Origin of the sequence: Borborobacter arsenicus (assembly GCF_003934165.1) — a bacterium.
Classification (GTDB): Bacteria; Pseudomonadota; Alphaproteobacteria; order Rhizobiales; family Rhizobiaceae; genus Pseudaminobacter; species Pseudaminobacter arsenicus.
In genome coordinates this window covers 1-23,374 of sequence record NZ_ML133514.1, presented here as the reverse complement: position 1 = coordinate 23,374, position 23,374 = coordinate 1, and the positions used below count along the sequence as shown (strand labels likewise).

The following is a 23,374-nucleotide window of genomic DNA, read 5'->3' as shown; positions in this document are numbered from 1 at the left end:
ATTCTACCTCGCCTTGGCCGACGTGCCACGCCGCGCGGCAAGCACCAGGGTGGTGACGACAAGCACGAGCAGGACGATCGAGATGGCGGCGCCGTGTGGCCAATCCCGAGCGGTCGTGAACTGGAGCTGGATCAGGCTTCCGAGCATCAGCTTGCGTCCGCCGCCGAGTAGATCGGGGGTGATGAAGGCGCCGAGGCTGGGGATGAAGACGAGGATCGATCCAGCCACCATGCCGGGCATGGTCAAAGGAAGGATGACCCGCCGCAAAGTCTGCATCCGGCTCGCATAGAGATCGAAGGCAGCCTCGATCAGCCGCTTGTCCAGCCGCTCCACCGAAGTGAATACCGGCAGGATCATGAAGGGGATATAGACATAGACCAGCCCGATGAGCACGGCGCCATCCGTATAGAGCAGGGCAAGCGGCGCATCGGTCAGGCCGAGCCACATCAGCGCCTTGTTCACCAGCCCGTGGTCGCGCAGCAGGATGATCCAGGATGAGGTCCGCACCAGGAGGTTCGACCAGAACGGAAACATGATCAGCAGCAGCAGGACGCCTTTGACGAAGGCCCGCTGCCGCGAAATGAAGAAGGCCGCCGGGAAGGCGATCAGCAGGCAAAGCACCGTCGTCGCAAGGGCCAGCATGACCGAGCGGAAGAGCACGGTGAAGAACGCCCAATTCAGCATCTTCGAGCCGTCGAGCTTCTTGACGAAGAGGATCTTCTCATAGGCGGCGGTACTGAACGACCAGACTACGCCGCCATAGTCGCCCTTGCCGAGGAAGGAATAGACCAGGATCAGAGCCAGCGGAACGAGCAGGAAGAAGCCCACGACGCCGAGCGCCGGGTAGAGGCCGGCCCCGCGCAGCCAGCCGCCATCTGGAGAGATACGGGCCGCCGTCATGATGCGAGTGCCATCAGCTTGTCGGAAGGAAGCTCAAGCACCGCATCCGCATCGACCTCGAAGCGCCCGTAGTCCGGATTGTCGGCGGCAACGCGAACGCGCAGCTCCTCGCCTGAATTCTCCGGGCGGACGATCACGCTGGCGAAGGGTCCGGTGAACACGACATTGGTGATCTTGGCACGGACACCATTCCCGGCCTCCTTGCCGGCGAGCTTAAGCCGGCATCTTTCGGGACGAATGGCGAAGGTGGCGACGGAGGACGTGTCCGCGCTTGCGCGGCAGCCGCTTTGGCGCGCGTGCAACCTGCCGATCGGCGTGTCTGCAACGACAAGGTCGCCTTCCCGGCCGACAACCTGGTTGACGGACACGAAATTCATGTCGCCGATGAAGGCGGCAACGAAGGCATTGGCCGGATTCTCATAGATTTCGGTCGGCGATCCGACCTGCTGCACGCGGCCCTGATCCATCACCGCGATCCGGTCGGACATGGTCAGCGCCTCTTCCTGGTCATGCGTGACGAACAGGAAGGTCGTGTGGGAATCGCGCTGGATGCGCTTCATCTCGATCTGCATTTCCTTGCGCAGCTTCAGGTCGAGCGCCGAAAGCGGCTCGTCGAGAAGCAGCACGCGCGGCGACGGGGCAAGCGCCCGGGCCAATGCCACGCGCTGCTGCTGGCCGCCGGAAAGCTGGGCCGGCTTGCGGCTCGACATGGTGCTGAGCTTCACCAGATCGAGCATTTCCTTCGTCACGCGCTCAATGGTATCGCGCGGTGTGCCGAGCATCCTCAGCCCGAAGCCGATATTCTGCGCGATGGTCATATGCGGGAAGAGCGCATAGCTCTGGAACACCGTGTTGACCGGCCGCCTGTTGGCGGGATCGCCGGTGATGTCCTTGCCGTCCAGAGTGACCGAGCCCGCATCCGGCGTCTCGAAACCGGCAAGCAGGCGCAGCAGGGTCGTCTTGCCGCAGCCCGAGGGACCGAGCAGCGTGAAGAACTCATTGGCATTGACGGACAGGCTGACATTGTTCAGTGCGGTGAACTGGCCGCCTTCGCTGGTCCGGAAGCTTTTGCGTACATTCTGGAAGCCGATAAGAGCCAAGGCGTCGGGATCCTTTGCCGTTTGATTTGCGGTTTTGGTCATCACTTCATCCTGTCCATACGATCAGCCACTGCCAGAAGCGGCGTGGCGACGGGCAGTATCGCGGCCAGAATACGATGGAAAGGGATGGCTTTTATGGGGCTGACCGGGAAAGGCAGATCGCCATCGCGCGCGCCAAGCAGCTTCGCTCCCAATGCGCGCCCCATCACGGAAGTCATGGCCACGCCGCGCCCGTTGAAGCCGAGGCCGATCAGCAGGCCCGGCGCCGGCTCATGCAGGTGCGGCAGGAAATTCGGGGTGATGGCAATGCGCCCACCCCATTTGAACTGCCATTCAACGCCCTTGAGGGTAGGGAATATGCGCTCCGTGCCTGATTTGAGACGGCTGAAGCCACCCAATGCGTCGGGATGGTCGGGATAGCTTCCCATGCAGCCAATCGACAGCCGGCCATCGCGATCATAACGGGCATAGATGATTGCCCGGCGCGTATCCGCAATCGTGGTTTCGCGAGGCAGGACCTGGGCGCGCTGGACCAAGGACAGCGGCTCGGTCGCAGCCTGCAGGCTGACGAGCGGCATGACCGTGCGCTTCAGCTTGGGCCAGAGATCGCCGGTATAGGCATTTGTCGTGATGACCACCTTGTCGGCGATCACGCTGCCGCGCCGGGTGCTGAGCATCCATTTGTTGTTGGCGGCACGGGAGATCGCCGTGACGGCGCTGTGCTCGAATATTTTCGCACCATGCTGGAGCGCGGTCTGCGCAAATCCGCGTACGAGCGAGAGCGGCTGCACGTGACCGGCCGACGGATGGAACAGGCCGCCGACATAATCGGCCGAGCCCGACCATTCCCGGCACTCATTCCGATCAAGCACGGAAATCTCGCCGCCGGCGGCATTCCACGCCTTCTGCAGCCGCTCCAGGCCGCCCATGGCGGTGTCGGTATGCGCCACCTGGAGCCAGCCCTTCTGCACCGGATCGCAACCGATGCCGAACCGCCTGATGTCTTCGAACAAAGCATTGCCCGAGGCCAGCGTTGCAGCCACCAGATTTTCGCCGTTCTGGTGGCCGATTTCGGCGCTCACCTCCTCCGGCCTCATGCGCAATATGGGATTTACCTGGCCGCCGCTGCGTCCAGAAGCGCCGTAGCCGACTTCCATCGCTTCCAGAACGGCGACCCGCACCCCCGAAAGGGCGAGCTCGACAGCCGTTCTCAGCCCGGTGAAGCCTGCACCGACAATGGCGACATCGAACTGATGGCCGCCCTCGAGTTCCGGCTGGGCAGCGAGAGGGTTAGCCGTGGCAGCCCAGAGGGACTTCGGCAGCGTCCTGCCCGATGGCGCGGCTCCTGCCAGTTCGGCGGTCTGGTTCAACATCTGCTCTCGCTCCGCGGACGCGATCGGATGAAGCCGCCGTCGCCCGGCGGACACCCTTGTCCAAAAACTGTGAATGCGCCTTCATGGCCGCAGGACCGTCAGGCCTCGCGCTTCAAATACCGAAACAAGGAGGATGAGCGCTTCCATAGGCGCCGACCGCATCAGTGCGGAATCGAGCCGAGCCTTATTAGGCCAAGCCCATGGAGTACTCCTCCCCCATAAGGAGACGGGCGCTACCTTCACTGCGCGTCGCTACCTCGGGCTGGACTTTACCCGGCTCCGCAGCGGTGACAATTTCGCACATGGCCACCACTTGACGCTCATCAGCGCATTGCAGAGTATAAACTAGCGCAAGGGCAGTGAGTTCACACTTCAAATGATGACAAGACACAAAGCCGGAACTGGTGGCGGAACGCGTGAGTCTCCGCCCGATCTGGCAAGGAACCTCATATATCTATGCGGCTTCTATCCGTCGATCTCGGAGGTCTGCCGGCAGATCGGTATCAATCGCCAGCAATTCAACAAATACACTTCGGGCACCGTGATGCCTTCCCTGTTCATTCTGAAGCGGATTGCCGATTTTTTCGGGCTGGAGGTAGAGGAAATCTGTCTGCCGCATAATAATCTTCGGGCGATATTCCAGATCAGGAAAAGCCCAGCTGCAACCAAAATTGCGGTCAGCAGCCGACTGCTTGACGATATCAGCTTGTTCTCACAGGAATTTTCGGAGCCGTTGGATAAGTATGAGGGATATTATTACCGATATTATTATGCCTACGATCTGTCGGGGCGCGTCGTGCGCAGCCTGTTCCGACTTTCCAAATCCGAGGGTTTTTTCGTCACACGCCACATCGAGCGCATCTTCCATCCTGCGAGTGCGGGAAGGCACAAAACCGCATTCAAATACAGCGGCTTTGCAACCGGGCTTTCCAACTGCATCTTCGTAGTCGAATTTGAGAGCCTGATGAAAAGCTGCATAGCCAACGCTGTCTTTCCGATCATACCAAGACCAGGCCAACGCTATCTGTTCGGCCTGCAGACGTCGCTGAGTACGACGCTGGGGCGCCCGGCGGCGTCGCGCGTCGTGCTTGAACGGATCCGCCCCAACGTCGCCGTTCGCAAAATGCTGGCACGCTGTGGCACGTTTGAACCGGATAGCCCGGAACTTGAAACCGATCTACTGCATCTTATCGGCAACGAAAACCTGCGCGAAGACGCTGTGGTCATGCCCAGAATTATCTGATGTGATCCTCTGGGCGATTGACCGGACCATGCGGCTCAGCGACCAGGCTCACCATCCTATCGGATGGCGAGGCGCCGCCTTGTGCCGTGCCAGAATAGTCAACGAGCCGCGGACACGTCATTGCAGCAAAAAACGGCGTCGACGGCCTCGATCGCCTGACGCGCTTTCATCCGCACGGCTTGGGCGTCATCACCCGGCTTGTAGAGGCTGGAGCCAAGCCCGAAGGCAGTGACACCGACCTTTGCGTATTGCCTGAAATCTTCGTGCGCGACACCGCCAACGGCACCGACGACAGCGTCTTTGGGCAAAACAGTGCCGATCGCAGCGATGCCTGCTGCCCCCAGTGTCGCGGCTGGAAAGAATTTCAGGGCCGAAGCACCACTGCGAAGGGCAAGAAGCGCTTCTGTCGCGGTGAAGACACTTGGCATTGTCACCATGCCATGGCTGCCGGCGCGCTCGAGAACCGCTGCATCGACATTGGGACTGACGACGAGGCGTCCACCTGTTTGCGCCAATCTGTCAACGTCCGAGGGTGACAACACCGTCCCCGCCCCAATGAGGCAACTGCGGCCATGACGCTCCACGGCGATGCGTATAGACACAAAGGGGTCGGGGGAGTTGAGCGGCACCTCGATCGCTTCGAAGCCCTCTTCCACCAGCGCATCGACAATACCGGTGATTTCTTCCGGCCGGATGCCGCGCAAGATCGCGACCAGCGACCGGCGCCACTGAACCGGCGTGGCTGAAGTTTCGCTCATTGATCGTTTCCCTTCTGCCAGATCTGGCGAGCCGCCGCCATCAAGCCTTGTCTAGTCGCCTCCTCAGCGTCGTGCAGACGAACCGTAAACCCACCTTGCTCAAGAGCTGCACGGTAAAGACCGGCGATCGGGCCGGAGGCCACCAGCGTCACATCGCGCCCGGCCGGATAGAGCCGCCGGGCGGCGCCAACCTCGGCGCCGACCAGCAGCCCGGATAACGACGAGGCACCGTCGGCCCTGTCCGATGCGCCAAGCAGTTGGGAAGCTCGCAGCGCAAACATGCCAGGCCAGATCGGGCTCGGCCAGCGCCCGCGACATGGCCGTGAGGAAGGCCGCGTCCACCTTCGCCGGGGAGTTTTCGAGCTCCACCGCATGTTTGAGGATGGAGTGTTGTCCCAGCACGTCGAACAGCTCGCCGGTCATGAAGGTTGAGAACCGCTTCACCGCACCATGGCCGATCTCCACCCATTTGCAGTGGGTGCCCGGCATGCACGCGAGTGCATCGTCTGCCGCTGCGGCAAGGCCGAGCAATTGTGTTTCCTCACCGCGCATGACGCTCGGCGCGATGGGGTCGGAATAAGACATTCCAGGCAGGATGCGTATGTCGCCAAGTCCGCTTGACGGCCGCACAGCCTGCATGGCAAGGCTGTCCAGCCCAGTGGGCACGCAAAGATAGGGGGCTTCCAGCCAGCCCTGCCGGGCGCCGGCCATTCTGCAGATGACAGTGCGAAGGCCAGCGGGAGCCGATGTGCGGCCGAGATGAAACTTCAGCACCGCCTCGAAGCCTGTTTCCGCCGCATGAAGCATTCCTTCGCGTCCACGACTGCTCTCAAGGACGTTGCCTTCGTCGCCGACAAGCCACAGACGAAAGCTCGTTGTCCCCAATCGACCAGTGCGAAAGATGCGTCTGTGACAGCCATCTGCAGCCGTTCCTATCTTATCCGCAGGCTCCGGTGGCCGGAGCTTATGTCCTGATGGCGACGATCGCCTCGATTTCCACTGTGATGTTGCCCGGCAGCGAACCGAAGCCGACCGCGGAGCGGGCATGGCGACCATTGTCGCCGAAGACATCGATCAGCAGGTCGGAACAGCCATTAATGACCTTTGGATGATAGGCAAAGTCAGGCACCGCGTTCACCATGCCGAGCAGTTTGACGATCCGTCGCACACGGTCGAGATCGCTCAGTGCCGACTGGATTACCGCAAGCAGGTTCAAGCCGGTGAGACGGGCATCGTCATAGGCGCGGTCGATCCCGACATCGCGGCCCACCTTGCCGGTGCGCAAACTGCCGTCGGCTTCGCGTTGCCCCTGCCCCGAAAGATAAAGCAGATCGCCATCGATGACATAGGGGACATAGTTCGCTATCGGCGCCGGCGGGGGTGGTAATACCAGACCAAGAGCCTTGAACCGGGAAGAAGGTGTCATTTGTTCTGAACCTTAATTGGCAAGTTCCGCCTGCCGGATGCAGGCGACGCTATGACCCGGTCCAACTTCCTCGCTGGGTGGAACCGTATGGGCGCAGGCCTCTGTTGCATGCGGGCACCGGGTGCGGAAAACACATCCGGAAGGCGGATTGAGCGGGCTCGGTATATCGCCATGCAGGATGACGCGCTCGCGCTTGGCAGTCGGATCGGGAATTGGCGCGGTGGCCAGTAGCGCGCGGGTATAGGGATGGCGAGGAGCAGCGTAAAGGGATTGAGCTGGACCTTTCTCCATCACCTTGCCCAGATAGAGCACGACGATCTGGTCACAGAGATACTCCACGACAGTCAGATCATGCGAAATGAAGACCATCGTCAACCCCAGATCCCGCTGCAGTTGCTGGATCAGGTTAAGCACCTGCGCCTGCACCGAGACGTCGAGAGCCGACACCGGTTCATCGGCTATGATCAGTTCCGGCTCCACCGCGAGCGCCCGAGCAAGGGCCCGGCGCATCGGCGGATACTTTAGGCGATGTGCCTCCTCTGCGGACGCTCGTCGATCCCGGCTCAAAGCGCCTTGCGGTACTGGATGAAGCCCGGCTTGTCGGCAATCCTGTCATAGAGTGCCTGGGCGGCTTCGTTCGTCTCATGGGTAAGCCAGTAGACGCGGGTGGAGCCGGCCGCAGTTGCCTCTGCATAAATTCGCTCGATCAGGGCGCGGCCCACGCCCTTGCCCCGCGCCTCGGGCACGGTGAACAGATCGTTGAGATAGCAGTAGCTGGTCGGGCTCCATGTCGAGCGGTGGAAGATATAGTGAGCGATGCCCAGCAGCCGGCCGTTCTCGTCAAATGCGCCCAGCCCGTGCACAGGTTCCGCCGGATCGTTAAGCCGTTGCCAGGCCGTTTCCGTCACATCCGCCGGAAGCGCGACCTTGTAAAAGTCGAGATAGCCCTGCCACAGCGGCTCCCATGCCGCCCGATCGCCAGTTTCCAGCATCCGGATATTCATCTTCCACGCTCCCATCGATGAATGATTTGTCAGTCGGTCCAGCCTGCCTGCCACGGTAGGCTTCGTCTGCCCATCTTCTAGGCTCCAAGGGTCGCAAGCAGCGCCGCCATCAGGCGGCCGCGTTCGGCAAGGCTCTCCTTGACGATGTATTCGCCCAGCGTGTGCGGTCCGTCTCCGCGCGCGCCCAATCCGTCGAGGGTCGGGACGCCAAGTGCGCCGGTGAAGTTTCCATCCGAGCCACCACCTGAATTCTGGTGCGGAATCTCGAAGCCGAGATCCCGGGCAAGCGCGCTAGCATGACTGTAGAGCGCCCACGTCTCATCACTGGTCGTCCAGACGGGACGAACGACGTCCTGATCGACGCAAATCTCAACGACGGGGTTTTCAGGCTTCAGGGCCATCATTCTTTCGGTGGCGCGGGCAAGAACCTCTTCGGTGGTAGCCGAGACCAGCACCTTTGCCTCGCAGTGGGTTGCGACGCAATTGGCCCACTGCCCGCCATGCACCACGCCGACATTGAAGCCCGCCTCGGCGTCGGTCATGGCCTCGATCGCCAGGATCTGGTGCGCCATCTCACGCACGGCGGAACGGCCTTCGTCGAGCCTCAAGCCGGCATGGCTGGGCAGGCCGCGCGTCGTCACGTTGAAACGGGCGATCGCGTAGCGGCCGGTGACGACACCGCCATTGCGGCGCGCCGGCTCGGGCACCAGCACATAGCGGTTGCGTCGTGCCTCTGCTTCAACGATTGCACGGTTGGCAGGCGTTCCAACCTCCTCGTCGCCGGTGAAAAGCACCGTTACAGGAAGGGGTGTTGTCAGGCCGGTCCTCTGCAATTGAAGGATCGCCTCCACCGACAGGTAGTTGCCGGCCTTCATGTCGAGAACGCCGGGGCCGAAGCAGAATTCTCCCTCCTCTCGCCATGCGAAATGGGCAAGCGTGCCGACCGGATGGACCGTATCCATATGGCCCGCAATCAGGATGCCCGGCTCTCCCTTGCGCGGGTGGGGAAAGGTGGCCTTCACGCAACCGGCAAAGCCGGTGCTTCCGGCGACAGGCTGGATTTCCGCCCCGAGCACGGCCATGTCGCGGGCTGCCAGAGCCAGCATCTTTTCCACCGCTGCCGGGTCGTAGGACGGGCTTTCCTGTTCGACCCACCGGCGCAGTCCCCTGGCCATGTCGTTGCTGTCGAAGGCGAGGGAACCGGCGTCGAAACTGGGCGTCATGACATTTTTCATTATTACCGTATCGCTGTGCAATTTGGTTGCATTTCGTGCACAATATGTCACTTGATGTATCTGGTCAATTTGTTAGGCAAGGCTGGGCGGGTGCGGAGGCGAGCATGCAAGAACAAGCCAGAGCGCGGCGCAAGCGGAGCGGGGCGCAAGCAAAGGATAAGCCGCAAACCGGCGAGGATCGATTGTTCGTGGAGGCGTTGTCGCGTGGCTTCAAAGTGCTGGAAGCGTTCTCGCAAGCCCCCCGGCCAATGTCGCTTGCCGAGATCGCCTCCATCTCCGGCATCGACAAGAGCGGCGTCCAGCGCATCGTGCATACGCTCGTCCAGCTCGGCTATCTCGACAAGCAACAGGAAGGCGCCGCGCTCGGCCGCAAACTGCTCGATCGTTCGTTCGACTATCTGCGTTCGAACCCGATCATCCAGCAGGCCGTTCCGGTTCTGGCCGATCTGCGCCGCACCGTTCAAGAGCGGGTCGATTTGAGCCTTTTCGATGATCTTACAATGCATTACGTCGTCCGCATGCAAAGCAAGCGCGACACGTTCTATGCGCATCTGGTGGGCCGGCGCGTACCCACCTTCTGCTCTTCCGGCGGCCGCTCGGTACTCAGCCATTTGCCGGACGACCAGGTGATGGACATCCTGCTGCGGTCGGATCGGCGCAAGCTGACACCACGCACCACTGTCGAGATCGACCAGATACTGGCCAGAATCGAGGAAGTCCGCACATCGGGTTATTCGCTCGCCATCGAGGAGGTTCTCGTTGGGGAAGTCGCGGTCGCCGCCGCCGTGCTCGACCGCAGCGGCGTGCCGATCGGCGCGATTCACGTCGCCGGGTCTCTGGCCGAGTGGGCGCCGGACGATTTCGTCGCGCGCGCTGGTCCGCTGGTCAGTGCCGCCGCTGCCGGCTTGCGCCAGTTCTAGGTCCGGCGCGCCCGGCAGGTTGCCGGCAGACGGTTTTCAAAAATCCTCTCATCCACAGACGTATTTCGCGCATCAGTTGCGTGAATGGAGCTTGCCCCGCTTGACAAGGGCGATTTCGGCTGCATAGTTCATTAAACGCAGTTCAATCGTATCGCTAAACGATACAGTCATAACAAGGGGCGTTCATGGAGGGGCCGACGAAAAAGGTCGCGGGGAAAGATGGGGCGCCTGCATTGCTAAGCGTCTCCGGCATTTCCTACGATTATTCGGGCATGAATGCCGTAAGCGACTGCTCGCTGGACATTCCCGCCGGAGCGATCACCGCGCTGATCGGCGGCAATGGCGCCGGTAAGACCACCAGCGTCAAGATGATTGCCGGCGCATTGCGGTCGCGATCCGGCTCGATCAGATTCGATGGCGTCGACATCACCGCAAGCCCCGCCCATGAGACGGTGGAGATGGGACTGGCGCTGGTGCCGGAAGGGCGGCTCGTCTTCCAGCACCTGTCCGTTCTCGAAAATCTCCTCGTCAGCGGCCATGTCCGCCGCGCGCGCGCCAGCCTGCAGTCCAATCTCGAGCGAGTATTCGATCTTTTCCCGCGTCTCGGCGAGCGGCGCTCCCAGAATGCCGGCTCCCTTTCCGGCGGCGAGCAGCAGATGCTGGCCATCGGACGCGGGCTGATGACCAATCCGCGTCTCCTCATTCTCGACGAACCGTCGCTGGGCCTCAGCCCGATTCTCGTCTCGTCGATTTTCTCGCTCGTGCGCAAGTTGAACGAGGAAAGCATCAGCGTGCTTCTGGTCGAGCAGAATGTGCACCAGACACTGGCGATCGCCCATTACGGTTATGTTCTTGAAAAGGGGAAGATAGTTCAGCACGGCGAGGGGCGCAGCCTCCTCGTCGATCCAAAGGTGAAGGAAGCATATCTCGGCTTCGCATAGGCGTGGGCCGGATCAGACAACGGGAGATGGATCATGGATAGACGCAGTTTCTTGAAGACGGGCGCGGCGCTTGCCGTTGCCGGCGCAATGCCTTCTGTGGCGCGAGCGCAGGAAAGTACCATCACCTTCGGCGGCTCGATCCCGATGACCGGCACAGCGGCCGAAACCGGTCTCAACGTCCTCTATGGCTATCGCTGCGCGGTGAAGTACATCAACGAGGAGATGGGTGGCGTCGAGATCGGCGGGCAGAAGTATAAGCTCGGTTTGAACCTGTTCGACGACGCTTCCGACCCGGCGCGCGCGACCACACTCATCCAGCGTCAGGTCGATGAGGGTATCGGCTTCTTCCTTGGCTCGTTCGGCTCCAACATCGTGCTGCCGACCTGCGCCATCACCGAGGCAGCAGGCCGCATCATGGTCCAGGCCGGTGGCGGTTCCGACCTGATATTCACGCAGGGGCGCAAGCGCGTATTCGGCATCTTTCCGCGCGCATCGCTACAGTTCGTCTCCTCGGTCAACATGTTCAAGACACTCGATCCGAAGGTCGGCAAGATCTCGATCATGTACACCAACGACGCCTTCTCCGAGTTCCAGGCGACCGGTGCCCGCAAGACCATCGAAGAGGCCGGCATCGAGGTCATCGACTACATCGCCCTGCCGGCGCAGGTCAGCGACGTATCGAACGTTCTGACCACCATTCGCCAGAATGCGCCCGACATCCTCGTCTGCACCACGCATGACGAGACCTCGACACTTATCACCCGGCAGATGGTGGCGACCAACACCAACGTTCCGATGCTCTACCAGACGCTCGGGCCGCAAACCGCCGGCTACCGCGATGCGCTCGGCAACTATGCCAACGGCGTCGTCACCCAAGCCTACTGGTCGGAGCGCGCCACCTTCGAATGTGAGTATTTCGGCTCGGCGGCCAAGTTCGCCGAATACTACGCCGCCAATTTCGACCGCACTCTGACCTACCACATGGCCAGCGGCGCGGTCTGCATCCTGGCCTATGTCCAGGCGGCGAAGATCGCCGGCTCGCTCGATGTGGATGCGGTTCGCGATGCGCTTTCAGCGCTCGACTACAACTGCTTCTACGGCCATCTGCGCTTCACGCCGGAGGGCGATGGCGATCCCGCGCTGCTCGGCCCGCTTCTCGTCCAGCGCCAGGCTGGCGATATCGAGGTCATCGCGCCGGGCGAAGTCGCCTCCGCTAAGCCGATCTATCCCGCTCCCTCCTGGCAAGACCGCGCTTGACTGCGCAAATCCCCTGCCCCGGTCGTCACGACGATGCGCCGAGGCGGGGGAAGGCCTCAATATTATTGACGATCAGCAGCAGAGAGACATTTTATGACATCGCTCCCCATATTGGAACTTGGTCCCGACCCGCGGGAGCGCGGCCGCATTCACGGCGAAACCTTAAGCGCGGCTGTCCATGACAATATCGAAACCTATCTCGCCCGATTCGAGGTCGCCGGCGCATCACGCGCATCGATCCTGGAGCAGAGCGAGGAATGGCTCGACTTCATTCGCGGCGACAACGCCGAATATGCCGAAGAAATGGCGGCGATCGCCGCCTCGGCTGGGGTCTCGGAAACCGAGATCGCGATGCTTAACGCCCGTTTCGAGATCACCTATCTCGCCTTCGGGACCGAGGCGCGCGACGCCAATCGCAAGCTGGAGCAGGAGGGCTGCACCTCCTTCGGCCTGATGCCGGAAGCGACCGCTTCGGGCAAGACCCTGCTGTGCCAGAACTGGGACTGGCTGGAGAAGGTCCACGGCCGCACCTATGTCCAGCGCATTCGCCGGTCCTCGACGCCTGGCGAGGGCAAACCTGACATGATCGGCTTCAGCGAAGCAGGCATCGTCGGTTCCAAGATGGGCGTCAACGCCGCCGGCATCGGCCTATGCGTCAACGGACTGGTGACGCCGATGGACGGCACGACCGGACTGCGCAAGCCGTTCCATGTCCGCTGCCGCGAAATACTGGACGCATGGCGTTTCGATCAGGCGCTGACGCCGGTTGTGCAGACAGACCGCACCGCCTCCAGCAATTTCCTGATCGGCCATGCCGATGGCGAGATCATCGACATCGAGGCGACGCCGGAATTCTGCGCCTACATCTATCCGGTCGACGGGCTCGTCGTGCACGCCAACCATCTGGTCAAGGAGGCGCGCACGACCTCTCAGATGGAGCGCATCTCGGCCAACACGCTCTATCGCGGGCCACGGCTGGACCGTATCCTGCGCAAGGATCTGGGCAAGCTTGACAAGGCGAAGATCGTCGCCGCGCTGCAGGACGACTTCTCGACGCCGGCCGCCATCTGCCGTCTCGCCGACCTGTCGCTGCCGCCCGAAAAGCGGGTGATAACGGTGGCCGGCATCATCGTCGACCTGCACGACCGTGTTCTCCATGTGAGCGACGGTCCGCCCAGCGAAGCCCCCTTTGTCGCATATCCGCTCTATCCCGAACGGCCGGGCTCCGGCGCCGTATAGGAGGAATTCTTCATGGACGATATGACACCCGTCGAGTGGCCGAACGGCGCCCGCTGCGCCGTAATGCTGACCTTTGACTTCGATGCCGAAACGCTCTGGCTTTCGCGCGATCCCGACAATGCTCGCCGGCCCGGCGTGCTGTCGCAGGGCGTCTATGGCGGCAAGACCGGCGTGCCGAAGATCCTCGAACTGCTGCGCGAGGAGCACTTGAAGGCGACATTCTTCGTTCCGGGCTGGACGGCGGAGAAATATGCCGACCGTGTCGAGGCGATTGCCGCCGGCGGCCACGAGATCGGCCACCACGGCTATCTCCACGAATGGATCGACCCCGATTTCCCCGAAAAGGAGCGCGAGGCGCTTGAGAAGGGGCTGGAATCGCTGCGCAAGACCGTCGGCATCAAGCCGGCCGGCTATCGTTCGCCCGCCGGCGAGACCTCGCAGAACATGATCGGGCTGTTGAAGGAATATGGCTTCCTCTATGACAGCTCGCTGATGGATCAGGTCAGCCCCTATCGTCATGTGCTGCCGGATGGCTCCGATGGGCCGGTCGAACTTCCTTGGCACTGGAGCCTCGACGACGCGCCCTACGCCCTGTTCGCGATCAAGTCGCCGCGGCCGATCTTCACCAATGAGCACATCCTGAGCATCTGGAAGCAGGAGTTCATGGAAATCTATCGCTGGGGCGGGCTGGTCAACATCGTCACTCATCCGCAGATCATCGGCCGGCCGTCGCGTCTGGCCATGCTGCGTGAGTTCATCGCCTTTGTGCGCCGCTATCCCGACGTCTGGTTTGCCACCGGGCAGGAAGTGGCAAATGCGTGGGCGGCCAAGGCGAAGACGCCGTAAGGGTCGAGGGGATATGCTGTTTCTGCAAACGACGCTAAACGGCCTTGTACTGGGGGGCATATACTCGCTCGCCGCGGTCGGTTTCTCGCTGGTGTTCGGTGTCCTGGGCATCGTCAACCTGACCCATGGCATTTTTGTCGTCGCCGGCGCTTATGCGGCGATGGTGCTCTACGCCAAATTGGGCATGGACCCGCTTCTGGCCATGCTTCCGATCGGGGCGCTGCTGTTTGCGGTCGGCTACGCCTATCAGCGCACTGTCATCCAGTGGGCGATTTCGCGCGCCTCGCTGGTGGCGTCGCTGGTCGTCACCTTCGGCGTGGCGATGATCGGCCGCAACCTGCTGCAACTCGTCTTCGGGCCTGACACGCATACGATCACGCCCTCCTACAGCTTCTCCAGCCTGACTTTCGGCCCGTTGCAGATCGACGTCGTACGCCTCGTCGCGCTCGGTGCCAGCCTCGTCCTGCTGGTACTGCTTGCGCTCATCCTGTTGAAGACGCATTTCGGCCGCGCGATCCGCGCCACGGCCCAGCAGCCGCTCGCCGCGCAGCTTTCCGGCCTCAACGTGCGCAACCTGCACGGCCTGACCTTCGGCCTCGGCGCGGCCCTCGCCGGCACATCAGGTGCCATCATCGGCATCGTGCAACCCTTCAGCGCCGCAAGCGAAGTCGCCTGGACCCTCAACGCTTTCATCGTCGTGGTTCTGGGTGGCATCGGCAGCCCGGCCGGCGCACTGGTCGGCGGCCTGCTGCTCGGCCTGATCAATGCCTACACCGCCCAATATATCGGCCCCTCGCTCACCCAGGCGGCGATGTTCCTCGTATTGGTCGTCATGCTGATGGTCAGGCCCAACGGCCTGCTGGGCAACGCTTTCGGAGAAAGCCGATGAACCGCTCTCTTGCCTTGCTTCTCGGGCTCGCCGCAATCGTCGTCATCGCCGTCCTGCCTGTCTGGATCGGGCCGTTCTATACCCGCGTCGCCCAGCTTTTCTTCTTCTCGGCAGCGCTTGCCATCGCGTGGAACATCCTTGGTGGCTTTTCGGGCTACTGGAGCTTCGGCCATACCGTCTTCATCGGCATGGGGGCGTTCGCTGCCGCCCATTTCGTCACCCAGATCGGCCCGATCGGCTCCGGCCCGTTCTCGATGGTATTGCCGATCCTGTTCGCCGGGCTTCTGTGTGGGCTGTTTGCACTCGTCATCGCCTATCCGATCCTGCGCCTGCGCGGTATCTATTTCGCCATCGCCATGCTCGGCGTTGGCCAAGTGATCGGCGAACTGGTCAACAACATCCGCTGGTTCCAGGGCGGCGTCGGCGTGTTCCTCGCCGCTCCGGCGCCAGGCGGCATGCCACCCGAAGACTTCTTCTACTACATCTTCGCTGCCCTGCTCGTCGCCTGCCTGATCATCTCGGTCGTCGTGCGCAATTCGCGCTTCGGCTATGCGCTGCTTGCCGTGCGCGAAGACGAGGATACGGCGATGATGCTCGGCGTCGCCACCGAACGCTACAAGATCCTGGCTTTCGTCCTGTCTGCGACGCTGGTCGGTATCCTAGGGGCAGTCTATGGCTACAGCGTAGGCTATTTCACAACCTACACCGTCTTCCGCCTCGATTTCAGTCTCAACATGATCGTGTTCTGCCTGATCGGCGGCATCGGCACCCTGTTCGGACCGGTCATCGGCACCGCCGTGATGCTGTTCCTGACGCAGGTGCTGTTGTCACGCTTCCTCGACATCCACCTGCTAATAACGGGTGCGCTCGTCGTCGCTATCATCCTTCTGGTGCCGGGCGGCATACTTGGAGCGCTGAAGCAGAAGTTCGCCGGACGCGCGGCGGTCCGGAAGAGCGTGGAGGCCTAGGCCATGAACGAAATCATTCTTTCCGGTCGCGGCGTAGTCAAGCATTTCGCCGGCTTGACGGCCACCGACAATGTCGATTTCGATATCCCGGCCGGCTCGATCTACGGCCTGATCGGCCCCAATGGCGCCGGCAAGTCGACGCTGTTCAACCTCATCACGGGCTATTACGACCTGACCGGCGGCGAAATCCGCTTCAAGGGAACTTCGCTTGCCGGTATTCCTACTTATCGCCGCAATCAGATGGGCATCGCCCGCGCCTTCCAGATCTCCAAGCCGTTCCCGGCGCTTACCGTTCGCGAGAACATCCGCGTCGGCGCGATATTCGGTCGGCCGGAAAAGGTGGATCATGAAAAGGTAGTCGACGAAGCGCTGGCAATCACCGGCATCGCCGATATCGCCGACCGCACCGCCGAGGGGCTGACCGTCGGCACGCTGCGCAAGCTGGAGATCGCCCGCGCCATCGCCACGCGGCCAAGCCTTCTGCTCGCCGACGAGCCATGCGCTGGCCTCAACCCGACCGAGACGCAGGAAATGGTCAACTGCCTACGCAACGTCCGCGGCAAGGGCATCACAGTCTGGCTCGTCGAGCACGACATGAAGGCGGTGACCAGCATCTGCGACCGCATTCTCGTCATCGACGCCGGCCGCAAGATCGCCGAAGGCACGCCTGCCGAAGTGGTCTCCAACCCCAACGTGATCACCGCCTATCTCGGCGCGCCCATTGAGGAGCCGGCTGCCTGACGGCTTCGCCTGCTCCCCTTCATCGTCTGTTCGTGAGGAAGTTCGACTGATGGCAGGACGAGAATCCGCCGGCAACCGCATCGGCGTCGAAATCGGCGGCACCTTCACCGATATGGTCTGGGCCGATGCCGAAGGGGTGCTTCACACCGGGAAGACACCTTCGACGCCAAAGGCGATCCATGAAGCAGTGCTGAACATCGTCGACGAGGCCGGGATCGACCTGGCCGGCATCGAGCAGGTCACGCACGGCTCCACCATTGCCACCAACGCGCTCATCATGCGCAAGGGCAGCGCCACCGGCCTGCTGACGACGGCCGGCTTCCGCGACGTCGTCATCCTGGGCCGGGCCGACCGCGACCACGACATTTACAACATGCGCTACGTGCACCCCAAGCCGCCGATCCGGCGCGGTATGATCCGCGAGGTGCGCGAGCGGATGGGGCCGGATGGTTCCGTTATCGAGGCCCTCGATCTGGACCAGGCCTGGCGCGAGGTGGAGACGTTCCTGCGGCAGGGCGTGGACGGCATCGCCATCAGCCTGCTGCATGCCTACGCCAACCCCGCACATGAGAGGGCGTTGGCCGCCATGATCCGCGAGCGTGCGCCGCGGGTCGCGGTCTTTGCCAGCCACGAGGTTTCGCCCGAGTTCCGCGAGTATGAGCGCAGCGTCACCACGGTCGTCAACGCTTTCGTCGGCCCTGCGGTCAAAGCCTATATCGACCGGCTCGACGCCGGCCTGCGCGAGCAGGGTTATGACGGCGTGCTGCGCATCATGCAGTCGAACGGCGGTGTGATGTCAGCCCACGCCGCCGGCGACAACGCCGTGCGTATGTTGCTGTCCGGACCGGCCGCCGGCGTGCGCGCGGCGGTCTGGCTAGCGGCCCGCAACGGCCTCAACGACATCATCACCCTCGACATGGGCGGCACCTCGACCGACGTCGCCATCGCGCCCGGCCTCATCGCCAGCACCGTGACCGAACTCAAGATCGACGGCCTGCCGATCCGGACCGCCGTCATCGACATGGGCACCATAGGCGCTGGCGGCGGCAGCATTGCGGCCATCGACCGTGGCGGCTTCCTGTCGGTCGGCCCCGAAAGCGCCGGCGCGCTGCCCGGTCCCGTCTGTTACGGACGGGGCGGCGAGCGCCCGACCGTCACCGATGCGCAGGTCGTCGCCGGCTTGCTGCAGCCGGACAATTTTTTCGGCGGCCGCATGGCCCTTGCCGCCGATGCTGCGCGCGAGGCTCTTGCCGGCCTTGGCCTGGCCGGCGGTCCGGAAGCCGCAGCCGATTCCATTCTGCGTATCGTCAATAGCAACATGGCGAGCGCGGTGCGGCTGATCTCGACCAGCCGCGGCATCGATCCGCGCGACTTCACAATCGTCGCATTCGGCGGCGGTGGGCCGCTTCACGCTGCTATGGTTGCGCGTGAACTCGGTATCCGCCGCGTTCTGGTCCCGTGGTCACCTGGCATTGCCAGTGCCCTCGGCCTGCTCATAGCCGACACCATGATCGATGCGGCGGTCAGCGATCTGCATGCGCTGGACGAGGGGTCGCTCGACGCTGCCCGCATCGAGGCGCTCTCCGCGCGCGCGGCGTTCGTCGCACAGGAGAACGGCCTTGCGCAGGACACCTACGAACTCTCGGTCGGCATCGACATGCGTTACGCCGGCCAGGCGTTCGAGCTGACGATATGGACCGACACGACGGCGCTCGATCCGGCCGCGCTGCGCGAACTGTTCGAGGCCGAGCATCGCAGCCGCTACGGCTATGCGCGCGCCGCCCTCGGCGTCGAGGTCGTTTCCTACCGAATCCGCATCATCGCCCACTCGGGCATCCAGGTCGAAACGCCGCTTCCCAGCGGAACCGGCAAGGCTGCGCACCCCATCGAGATCGCCATCGACGGCCGGCGCGTTTCCGGCGTCTCGCTTACCCGCGACACGTTGCTGCCGGGCCAGAGACTGGCCGGTCCGGCTGTGCTCGGCGAGCCGACATCGACCACTTTCGTTCCTCCAGGCTGGGAGGTCGAGTGCCTGCCGAGCGGTGACCTGATGATGGTGGATGTAGAATGAGCAACGACCCGACGCTTTTGAACATCATGGCACGGGCCTTGCAGTCCGCTTCGGACGAAATGGCCGCCAACCTGATCCGCTCGGCATTCTCGGCGGTGGTGCGCGAGGCGCGCGACTGCTCAACGGCGCTCCTCGACGCGCAGGGCAACGTCGTTGCCCAGGCCGAAATGATTCCGATGCAGACGGCAGCGCTCGGTGCCTCCTTCGCTGCGGCGGCACGACAGCTCGACCTGTCGCAGGTCGGTCCGGATCACTTCATCATCATGAACGATCCCTACAGCGGCGGCCAGCACTTGAACGACATCATCCTGTTCACGCCGATCTTCCATGAAGGAGAGCTTCTGGGCTGGAGCGGCAGCACCGCGCACCATCTAGACATCGGCGGTGGGGCGGCAGGCGTCAACACCGGCGCGACCGAGCTGATACAGGAAGGGCTCATCATCCCGCCGCTGCTGCTGGAGCGCAGCCGCGACTGGAACGGCGGCATGGCCGAACGGCTGATCTTCGCCAATGTCCGGACGCCCGTCATCGGCATGGGCGACGTCGATGCGCAATTTGCCGCCAACCAGACCGGCGCGACCCGCGTACTTGATCTTGCCCGGCGCTATGGCGCGCCGACCGTGCGCGCGGCCATGGCCGGGGCGCTCGACTATTCCGAGCGGCGCATGCGTGCGGCGATTTCCGACATTCCTGACGGCGTTTGGACGGGCGAATCTTTCCTTGACGGCGACGGTCTGTCGGAGGACGCCAAGCCGATCCGCATCTTCGTCACCGTCACAATCCGCGGCGCCGAGGCCGAGATGGATTTCACCGGCACGGACCCGCAGGTACGCTCGATGTTCAACTCGCCGCTGGCTAGTTCCGTCGCCGGCGCGGTGACGGCGCTGCGCAGCATCCTCAACGATACCGGGATGCCTGCGAATGACGGCTGTAACCGGCCGCTCAGGATCGTCATTCCCGAGGGAACGCTTCTCAACCCGCGCAAGGGCGCGCCGGTGCGTGCCCGCGCCACGGCGGCCTGTCGCGCGCTCGATGCCGTGCACGACGCACTGGGCAAGATCATTCGCGGACGTGTGCCGGGGCAGGGTGCGAACTCGACCACCGGCTTCTTCCTCGCCTATGCGCCGCCGCAGGGAAAGATGGCGATCCATCTCGACGTACTCGGCGGCGGCTGGGGCGGCGCCAAGGATTATGACGGCATTCACGCAACCGACCATGTCCTGTCCTCCTGCCGGCTGACGCCCACCGAATCCATCGAACAGCTCAACCCGCATGTCCGCATCGAGGCTTTCGGGCTGATCCAGGATTCGTGGGGCGAGGGTGCGTTCAACGGCGGCATGGGTATTTTCCGGCGCTACCGCATCCTCACCGACGATGTGACGCTCAGCCTGTATTCCGACCGCTTCAGGCTGCGCCCGCAAGGGCGGGAAGGCGCATGCGACGGAATGCCGGCGCATCTCGAGGTCTTGCGCGACGGCGAGACAATTAAGCTCGGCGCCACCAGCACCTTCCCATTGCGCAAGGGCGATGTCGTCGAGATCAGGTTGCCCGGCGGCGGCGGCTGGGGCGCGCCGCATATGCGCGACCGCGAAGCCGTCGCCCGCGATCTCGAAGACGGCATGACTTCCGTCCGCGCCGCGCGCGAGATCTATGCCTTCGAAGCCGACGCGCCCGCCTGACCGAGCATCGCTTTCCCTTCCAGCCTCCCAAGACGGTATCCAACCATGTTAGCACCATTTGAGAACAACCTGCCGAAGCCCGAGACCTTCGATGCCGAGGCGCTTGCCGCCGGTATCATCCGCTGGGTGGAGTTCGAGACGCCGTCCGACCGGCCCGATTTGATCGAGCTCCTACTCGACCATGTCGTCGAATCCTTCGCCGGCCTTCCGATCACTGTCGAGCGTATTCCCGGCAGGAATGGTTGCGGCGGCCAGCTCGTGCTGCACTATGCGCCAGCCGGTGCTGTGGGCGCGCCGGCGCTATTGATGGGCCACATCGACACGGTGTGGGACGCCGGCACGCTGGAAAAACGCCCGGTGCGCTACGAGGGCGACCGCATCTATGGTCCGGGCATCTTCGATATGAAGGCAGGCTCGTTCCTCGCCACCGAGGCGCTGCGCCGCATCGCCGCCGCCGGCATCGTGCCGCCGCGACCGATCACGGTCTATCTCAACGGCGACGAGGAAATCGGCAGCATCACCTCGCGCGCCAAGATCGAGGAGCTTGCCGCAGCCGCAGCCTTTGTTCTGGTGCCGGAGCCCTCCTTCGAAGCACCCGGCACCCTCATCACCGCTCGCAAGGGCTGGGGCAGGTTCCGCCTGACGGCGCGCGGCGTCTCGGCTCACGCCGGCGGTAACCTGTTCGACGGCCGCAGCGCCATCCTCGAGATCGCCCGCCACATCGTCGAGATCGAGGCCCTGAACGAGACCGAAACGGCTGCGACCTTCAATGTCGGCACGGTCAATGGCGGCACACGCGCCAATGTCGTGCCGGACTTTGCCGCCATCGACGTCGATATGCGCGCCAACGACATGGAAACGGCAGAGCGCCATATCGCGGCAATGCTAGCGCGTACTGCCAAAGGCAAGGACATCACGCTGGAGGTTGAGGGCGGCCTCAACCGTCCGCCGTTCCAGCGTTCGGGTGCGGTCGTGAAGCTTTACGAGGCGACGTGCGAGCTGGGGCGGGAACTCGGACTGGAACTCGGCGAGACCACGCGCGGCGGCGTCTCGGACGGCAACTTTGCCGCCGCTCTCGGCAAGCCCGTCCTCGATGGGCTGGGCTGCAATGGCGCCGGCGCGCATGCGCTGCACGAGCATATCCTGTTCTCAACCATCGCGCCGCGCGCAGCACTTTTCCACGCCATGCTGACTTCGGCCGCGTTCAATGAACGGGCGCTGGGCTGAACAGGCGCGGGCGCTCGCGCAAAAGGTCAGACTTAACGCCTCTGCTTTCACAGCTGGCGATCGGCGAAGTGGACAGCTTGCCCTCCCAGGATTGGTGGACAAACAATGGAGAAAACCATGACTGAACCGGCTATCGCCGAACTCCAGCATGAGGACGACGCCGTGCGCGTCACGCTATGGCGATTTCCTCCTTCCACGGAAACCGGCTGGCATATTCATGAGTTCGACTATGTAGTGGTGCCGGTTCAGGGCGGCACGCTGACGGTCGAAACCCATGGCGGCGGCCGCGCTGCCTACCCGATCGCCGCGGCCGTCAGCTATGCCCGGCCGAAATGCACCGAGCACAACATCATCAATGACACCAACGCCGAGATTGCCTTCGTCGAGATCGAACTGAAGGCCTCGGCCGCGCCGAAATGAATTGAGGATGTCGGGCCTTCGTTCATCGCGAAGGCTGGTGGAAATCACCTTGGCGGTTTCGCATCGAAGGTGACGGTGCTGTCCTGTGCCGTTACTCGCAGCAGGATGTGTTGCAGCTTTTTGATCCGGAATCGGCTGTGCCTCGACCACCGTCCGACGGTCATAATCGTAACGAAGACCGAAGCCTACCATGCGGCGGTTCGCAAGATGGCCGTGAAAGTCGAACGGTTTGAACGGCAGATGCTGAAGCTGGCGGACGAGTTCCGTTCCTCCGCCGCCGTGATCAGGTTCGCGAGGTAGGAATCCTTGCGGTAGATCGTCCTGCCGGCCGATAAGATCGTTCTTGCCGGCCGACGCGGCGGCGCTGCCGCTTCGCAATGATGAGCGGGACATCGCCTCTAAATAAAAAGAAAGGGATCAGCGACAAGGCCGCACGACTATGGAGCTAAGGTGTCGGCAGGCGCATGCCAGGCGGACACGGCACGCACCTAGCAACGATATAAGCGGTCTATTTGATAATAGGGGCGCATGAGGCTCGATCGAATCCGCCGCCGCAACCTGTGAGCTTTAACTGCGTTCGGGTATGACAACGGCTGCTTGGTGCGACTTATGAAAAACCTTCTTGGCTTTGTACTTGGGGTCATAGCCCTCTTCTTGATGGCAGGTTGTGCGGCCCTCTTGCGATCTCAGGAGCAGGCAACCGTCGCGATCGAAGACGGTTATGGGCCAAATCCGAAGTTGCCGCCACCCAATCCAACTTGGCTGCCAACAGTCAATATTGCTAAAGCCGATCCATGGCCCGAGGGGACTAAACCGACCGCTGCCGCCGGCTTGGCGGTCAACGAATTTGCGGGCGANCTAGGTGACCGACTCATAAGTTCGCAGCCATATGCGGATTGACGCGAGCTGGACGGATGCGAGGAAATTGTCGTCACGCTTGTCGTATCTTGTGGCCACCGCCCTGAAGTGTTTGAGTTTGTTGAAGAAGCGCTCGACAGCGTTGCGCTGGCGATAGACTCACGAGTTGAACGAGAAGGTTTTGACCCGGTTGGGCATGGCGCGGATGTTGGCCCAAGCGCCGCGTTCGGTCATCATTGTGCGCAAGGCATCGCTGTCATAAGCGCGGTCGGCGAGCAG

The 23,374-nt window shown here is 62.8% G+C and carries 21 protein-coding genes and 3 pseudogenes; 13 read left to right on the top strand and 11 right to left on the bottom strand.

The window, feature by feature from the left end:
• Positions 1-3 precede the first annotated feature (3 nt).
• From EET67_RS06870 to EET67_RS06860, 3 genes are read right to left on the bottom strand one after another with little or no spacing between them, the layout of a single operon-like run.
• The gene (locus EET67_RS06870; RefSeq protein WP_128625477.1) at positions 4-900 is read right to left on the bottom strand and encodes an ABC transporter permease; all 897 of its coding nucleotides are present in this window, start codon (positions 898-900) and stop codon (positions 4-6) included.
• The gene (locus tag EET67_RS06865; RefSeq protein WP_128625476.1) at positions 897-2,042 is read right to left on the bottom strand and encodes an ABC transporter ATP-binding protein; all 1,146 of its coding nucleotides are present in this window, start codon (positions 2,040-2,042) and stop codon (positions 897-899) included. The genes EET67_RS06870 and EET67_RS06865 overlap by 4 nt, the downstream gene beginning before the upstream one ends.
• A complete protein-coding gene (locus tag EET67_RS06860) occupies positions 2,042-3,373 on the bottom strand; it encodes an NAD(P)/FAD-dependent oxidoreductase (protein ID WP_128625475.1) in 1,332 nt (443 codons plus the stop codon). Before EET67_RS06860 ends, EET67_RS06865 begins: the two co-directional genes overlap by 1 nt.
• Positions 3,374-3,749: 376 nt before the next feature.
• Here EET67_RS06860 and EET67_RS06855 point away from each other — a divergent pair, with 376 nt between their 5' ends.
• The gene (locus tag EET67_RS06855) at positions 3,750-4,616 is read left to right on the top strand and encodes a helix-turn-helix domain-containing protein (RefSeq protein ID WP_128625474.1); all 867 of its coding nucleotides are present in this window, start codon (positions 3,750-3,752) and stop codon (positions 4,614-4,616) included.
• A gap of 98 nt (positions 4,617-4,714) precedes the next feature.
• Here the strand turns inward: EET67_RS06855 and EET67_RS06850 are convergent, their stop codons facing one another.
• From EET67_RS06850 to EET67_RS06825, 7 genes and pseudogenes are all read right to left on the bottom strand, one after another.
• Positions 4,715-5,374, bottom strand: coding sequence for a 2-dehydro-3-deoxy-6-phosphogalactonate aldolase (locus tag EET67_RS06850; RefSeq protein ID WP_128625473.1), 660 nt, complete (start codon positions 5,372-5,374; stop codon positions 4,715-4,717).
• Positions 5,371-5,655 (bottom strand): 2-dehydro-3-deoxygalactonokinase, encoded by a 285-nt coding sequence (locus EET67_RS26390; protein ID WP_281011012.1) that lies wholly within the window; start codon positions 5,653-5,655, stop codon positions 5,371-5,373. The genes EET67_RS06850 and EET67_RS26390 overlap by 4 nt, the downstream gene beginning before the upstream one ends.
• A 70-nt stretch (positions 5,656-5,725) precedes the next feature.
• Positions 5,726-6,421: pseudogene (locus EET67_RS06845) on the bottom strand (2-dehydro-3-deoxygalactonokinase); the annotation flags it as partial.
• Positions 6,339-6,800, bottom strand: a complete 462-nt coding sequence (locus EET67_RS06840) for a RidA family protein (protein ID WP_128625472.1) — start codon at positions 6,798-6,800, stop codon at positions 6,339-6,341. The gene EET67_RS06840 and the pseudogene EET67_RS06845, both read right to left, overlap by 83 nt.
• 12 nt (positions 6,801-6,812) lie before the next feature.
• A pseudogene (locus EET67_RS06835) lies at positions 6,813-7,307 on the bottom strand (oligopeptide/dipeptide ABC transporter ATP-binding protein); the annotation flags it as partial.
• A gap of 56 nt (positions 7,308-7,363) precedes the next feature.
• Entirely contained in the window at positions 7,364-7,804 is a 441-nt protein-coding gene (locus EET67_RS06830) for a GNAT family N-acetyltransferase (protein WP_128625471.1), read from the bottom strand.
• 77 nt (positions 7,805-7,881) lie between these two features.
• Positions 7,882-9,027 (bottom strand): M20/M25/M40 family metallo-hydrolase, encoded by a 1,146-nt coding sequence (locus tag EET67_RS06825; protein ID WP_128625470.1) that lies wholly within the window; start codon positions 9,025-9,027, stop codon positions 7,882-7,884.
• A 116-nt stretch (positions 9,028-9,143) separates the two neighbouring features.
• Here EET67_RS06825 and EET67_RS06820 point away from each other — a divergent pair, with 116 nt between their 5' ends.
• The 12 genes from EET67_RS06820 (at position 9,144) to EET67_RS06765 (ending at position 22,237) form a co-directional block, all read left to right on the top strand.
• Positions 9,144-9,959, top strand: coding sequence for an IclR family transcriptional regulator (locus EET67_RS06820; protein ID WP_128625469.1), 816 nt, complete (start codon positions 9,144-9,146; stop codon positions 9,957-9,959).
• A gap of 185 nt (positions 9,960-10,144) precedes the next feature.
• Entirely contained in the window at positions 10,145-10,900 is a 756-nt protein-coding gene (locus tag EET67_RS06815; RefSeq protein WP_128625468.1) for an ABC transporter ATP-binding protein, read from the top strand.
• A 33-nt stretch (positions 10,901-10,933) separates the two neighbouring features.
• Positions 10,934-12,157: an amino acid ABC transporter substrate-binding protein gene (locus EET67_RS06810; RefSeq protein WP_128625467.1), complete on the top strand. Its 1,224-nt coding sequence runs from the start codon at positions 10,934-10,936 to the stop codon at positions 12,155-12,157.
• Positions 12,158-12,250: 93 nt separating this feature from the next.
• Positions 12,251-13,396, top strand: coding sequence for a C45 family autoproteolytic acyltransferase/hydrolase (locus tag EET67_RS06805; RefSeq protein WP_128625466.1), 1,146 nt, complete (start codon positions 12,251-12,253; stop codon positions 13,394-13,396).
• A 12-nt stretch (positions 13,397-13,408) separates the two neighbouring features.
• Positions 13,409-14,242 (top strand): polysaccharide deacetylase family protein, encoded by an 834-nt coding sequence (locus EET67_RS06800; RefSeq protein ID WP_128625465.1) that lies wholly within the window; start codon positions 13,409-13,411, stop codon positions 14,240-14,242.
• 13 nt (positions 14,243-14,255) lie between these two features.
• On the top strand, positions 14,256-15,131 hold the full coding sequence (locus EET67_RS06795) for a branched-chain amino acid ABC transporter permease (RefSeq protein ID WP_165899816.1): 876 nt from the start codon (positions 14,256-14,258) through the stop codon (positions 15,129-15,131).
• Positions 15,128-16,099 carry a branched-chain amino acid ABC transporter permease gene (locus EET67_RS06790; RefSeq protein ID WP_128625463.1) on the top strand — a complete coding sequence of 324 codons (972 nt, stop codon included), beginning with the start codon at positions 15,128-15,130 and terminating at the stop codon, positions 16,097-16,099. Before EET67_RS06795 ends, EET67_RS06790 begins: the two co-directional genes overlap by 4 nt.
• A gap of 3 nt (positions 16,100-16,102) precedes the next feature.
• On the top strand, positions 16,103-16,840 hold the full coding sequence (locus tag EET67_RS06785) for an ABC transporter ATP-binding protein (RefSeq protein ID WP_128625502.1): 738 nt from the start codon (positions 16,103-16,105) through the stop codon (positions 16,838-16,840).
• A gap of 49 nt (positions 16,841-16,889) precedes the next feature.
• Positions 16,890-18,911: a hydantoinase/oxoprolinase family protein gene (locus EET67_RS06780; RefSeq protein ID WP_128625462.1), complete on the top strand. Its 2,022-nt coding sequence runs from the start codon at positions 16,890-16,892 to the stop codon at positions 18,909-18,911.
• Positions 18,908-20,590, top strand: coding sequence for a hydantoinase B/oxoprolinase family protein (locus EET67_RS06775; RefSeq protein ID WP_128625461.1), 1,683 nt, complete (start codon positions 18,908-18,910; stop codon positions 20,588-20,590). Before EET67_RS06780 ends, EET67_RS06775 begins: the two co-directional genes overlap by 4 nt.
• Before the next feature lie 45 nt (positions 20,591-20,635).
• Positions 20,636-21,817: a M20 family metallopeptidase gene (locus EET67_RS06770; protein ID WP_128625460.1), complete on the top strand. Its 1,182-nt coding sequence runs from the start codon at positions 20,636-20,638 to the stop codon at positions 21,815-21,817.
• Positions 21,818-21,934: 117 nt separating this feature from the next.
• Positions 21,935-22,237 carry a cupin domain-containing protein gene (locus tag EET67_RS06765; protein WP_128625459.1) on the top strand — a complete coding sequence of 101 codons (303 nt, stop codon included), beginning with the start codon at positions 21,935-21,937 and terminating at the stop codon, positions 22,235-22,237.
• Positions 22,238-23,095: 858 nt separating this feature from the next.
• Here the strand turns inward: EET67_RS06765 and EET67_RS26025 are convergent.
• Positions 23,096-23,374: pseudogene (locus EET67_RS26025) on the bottom strand (transposase); the annotation flags it as partial.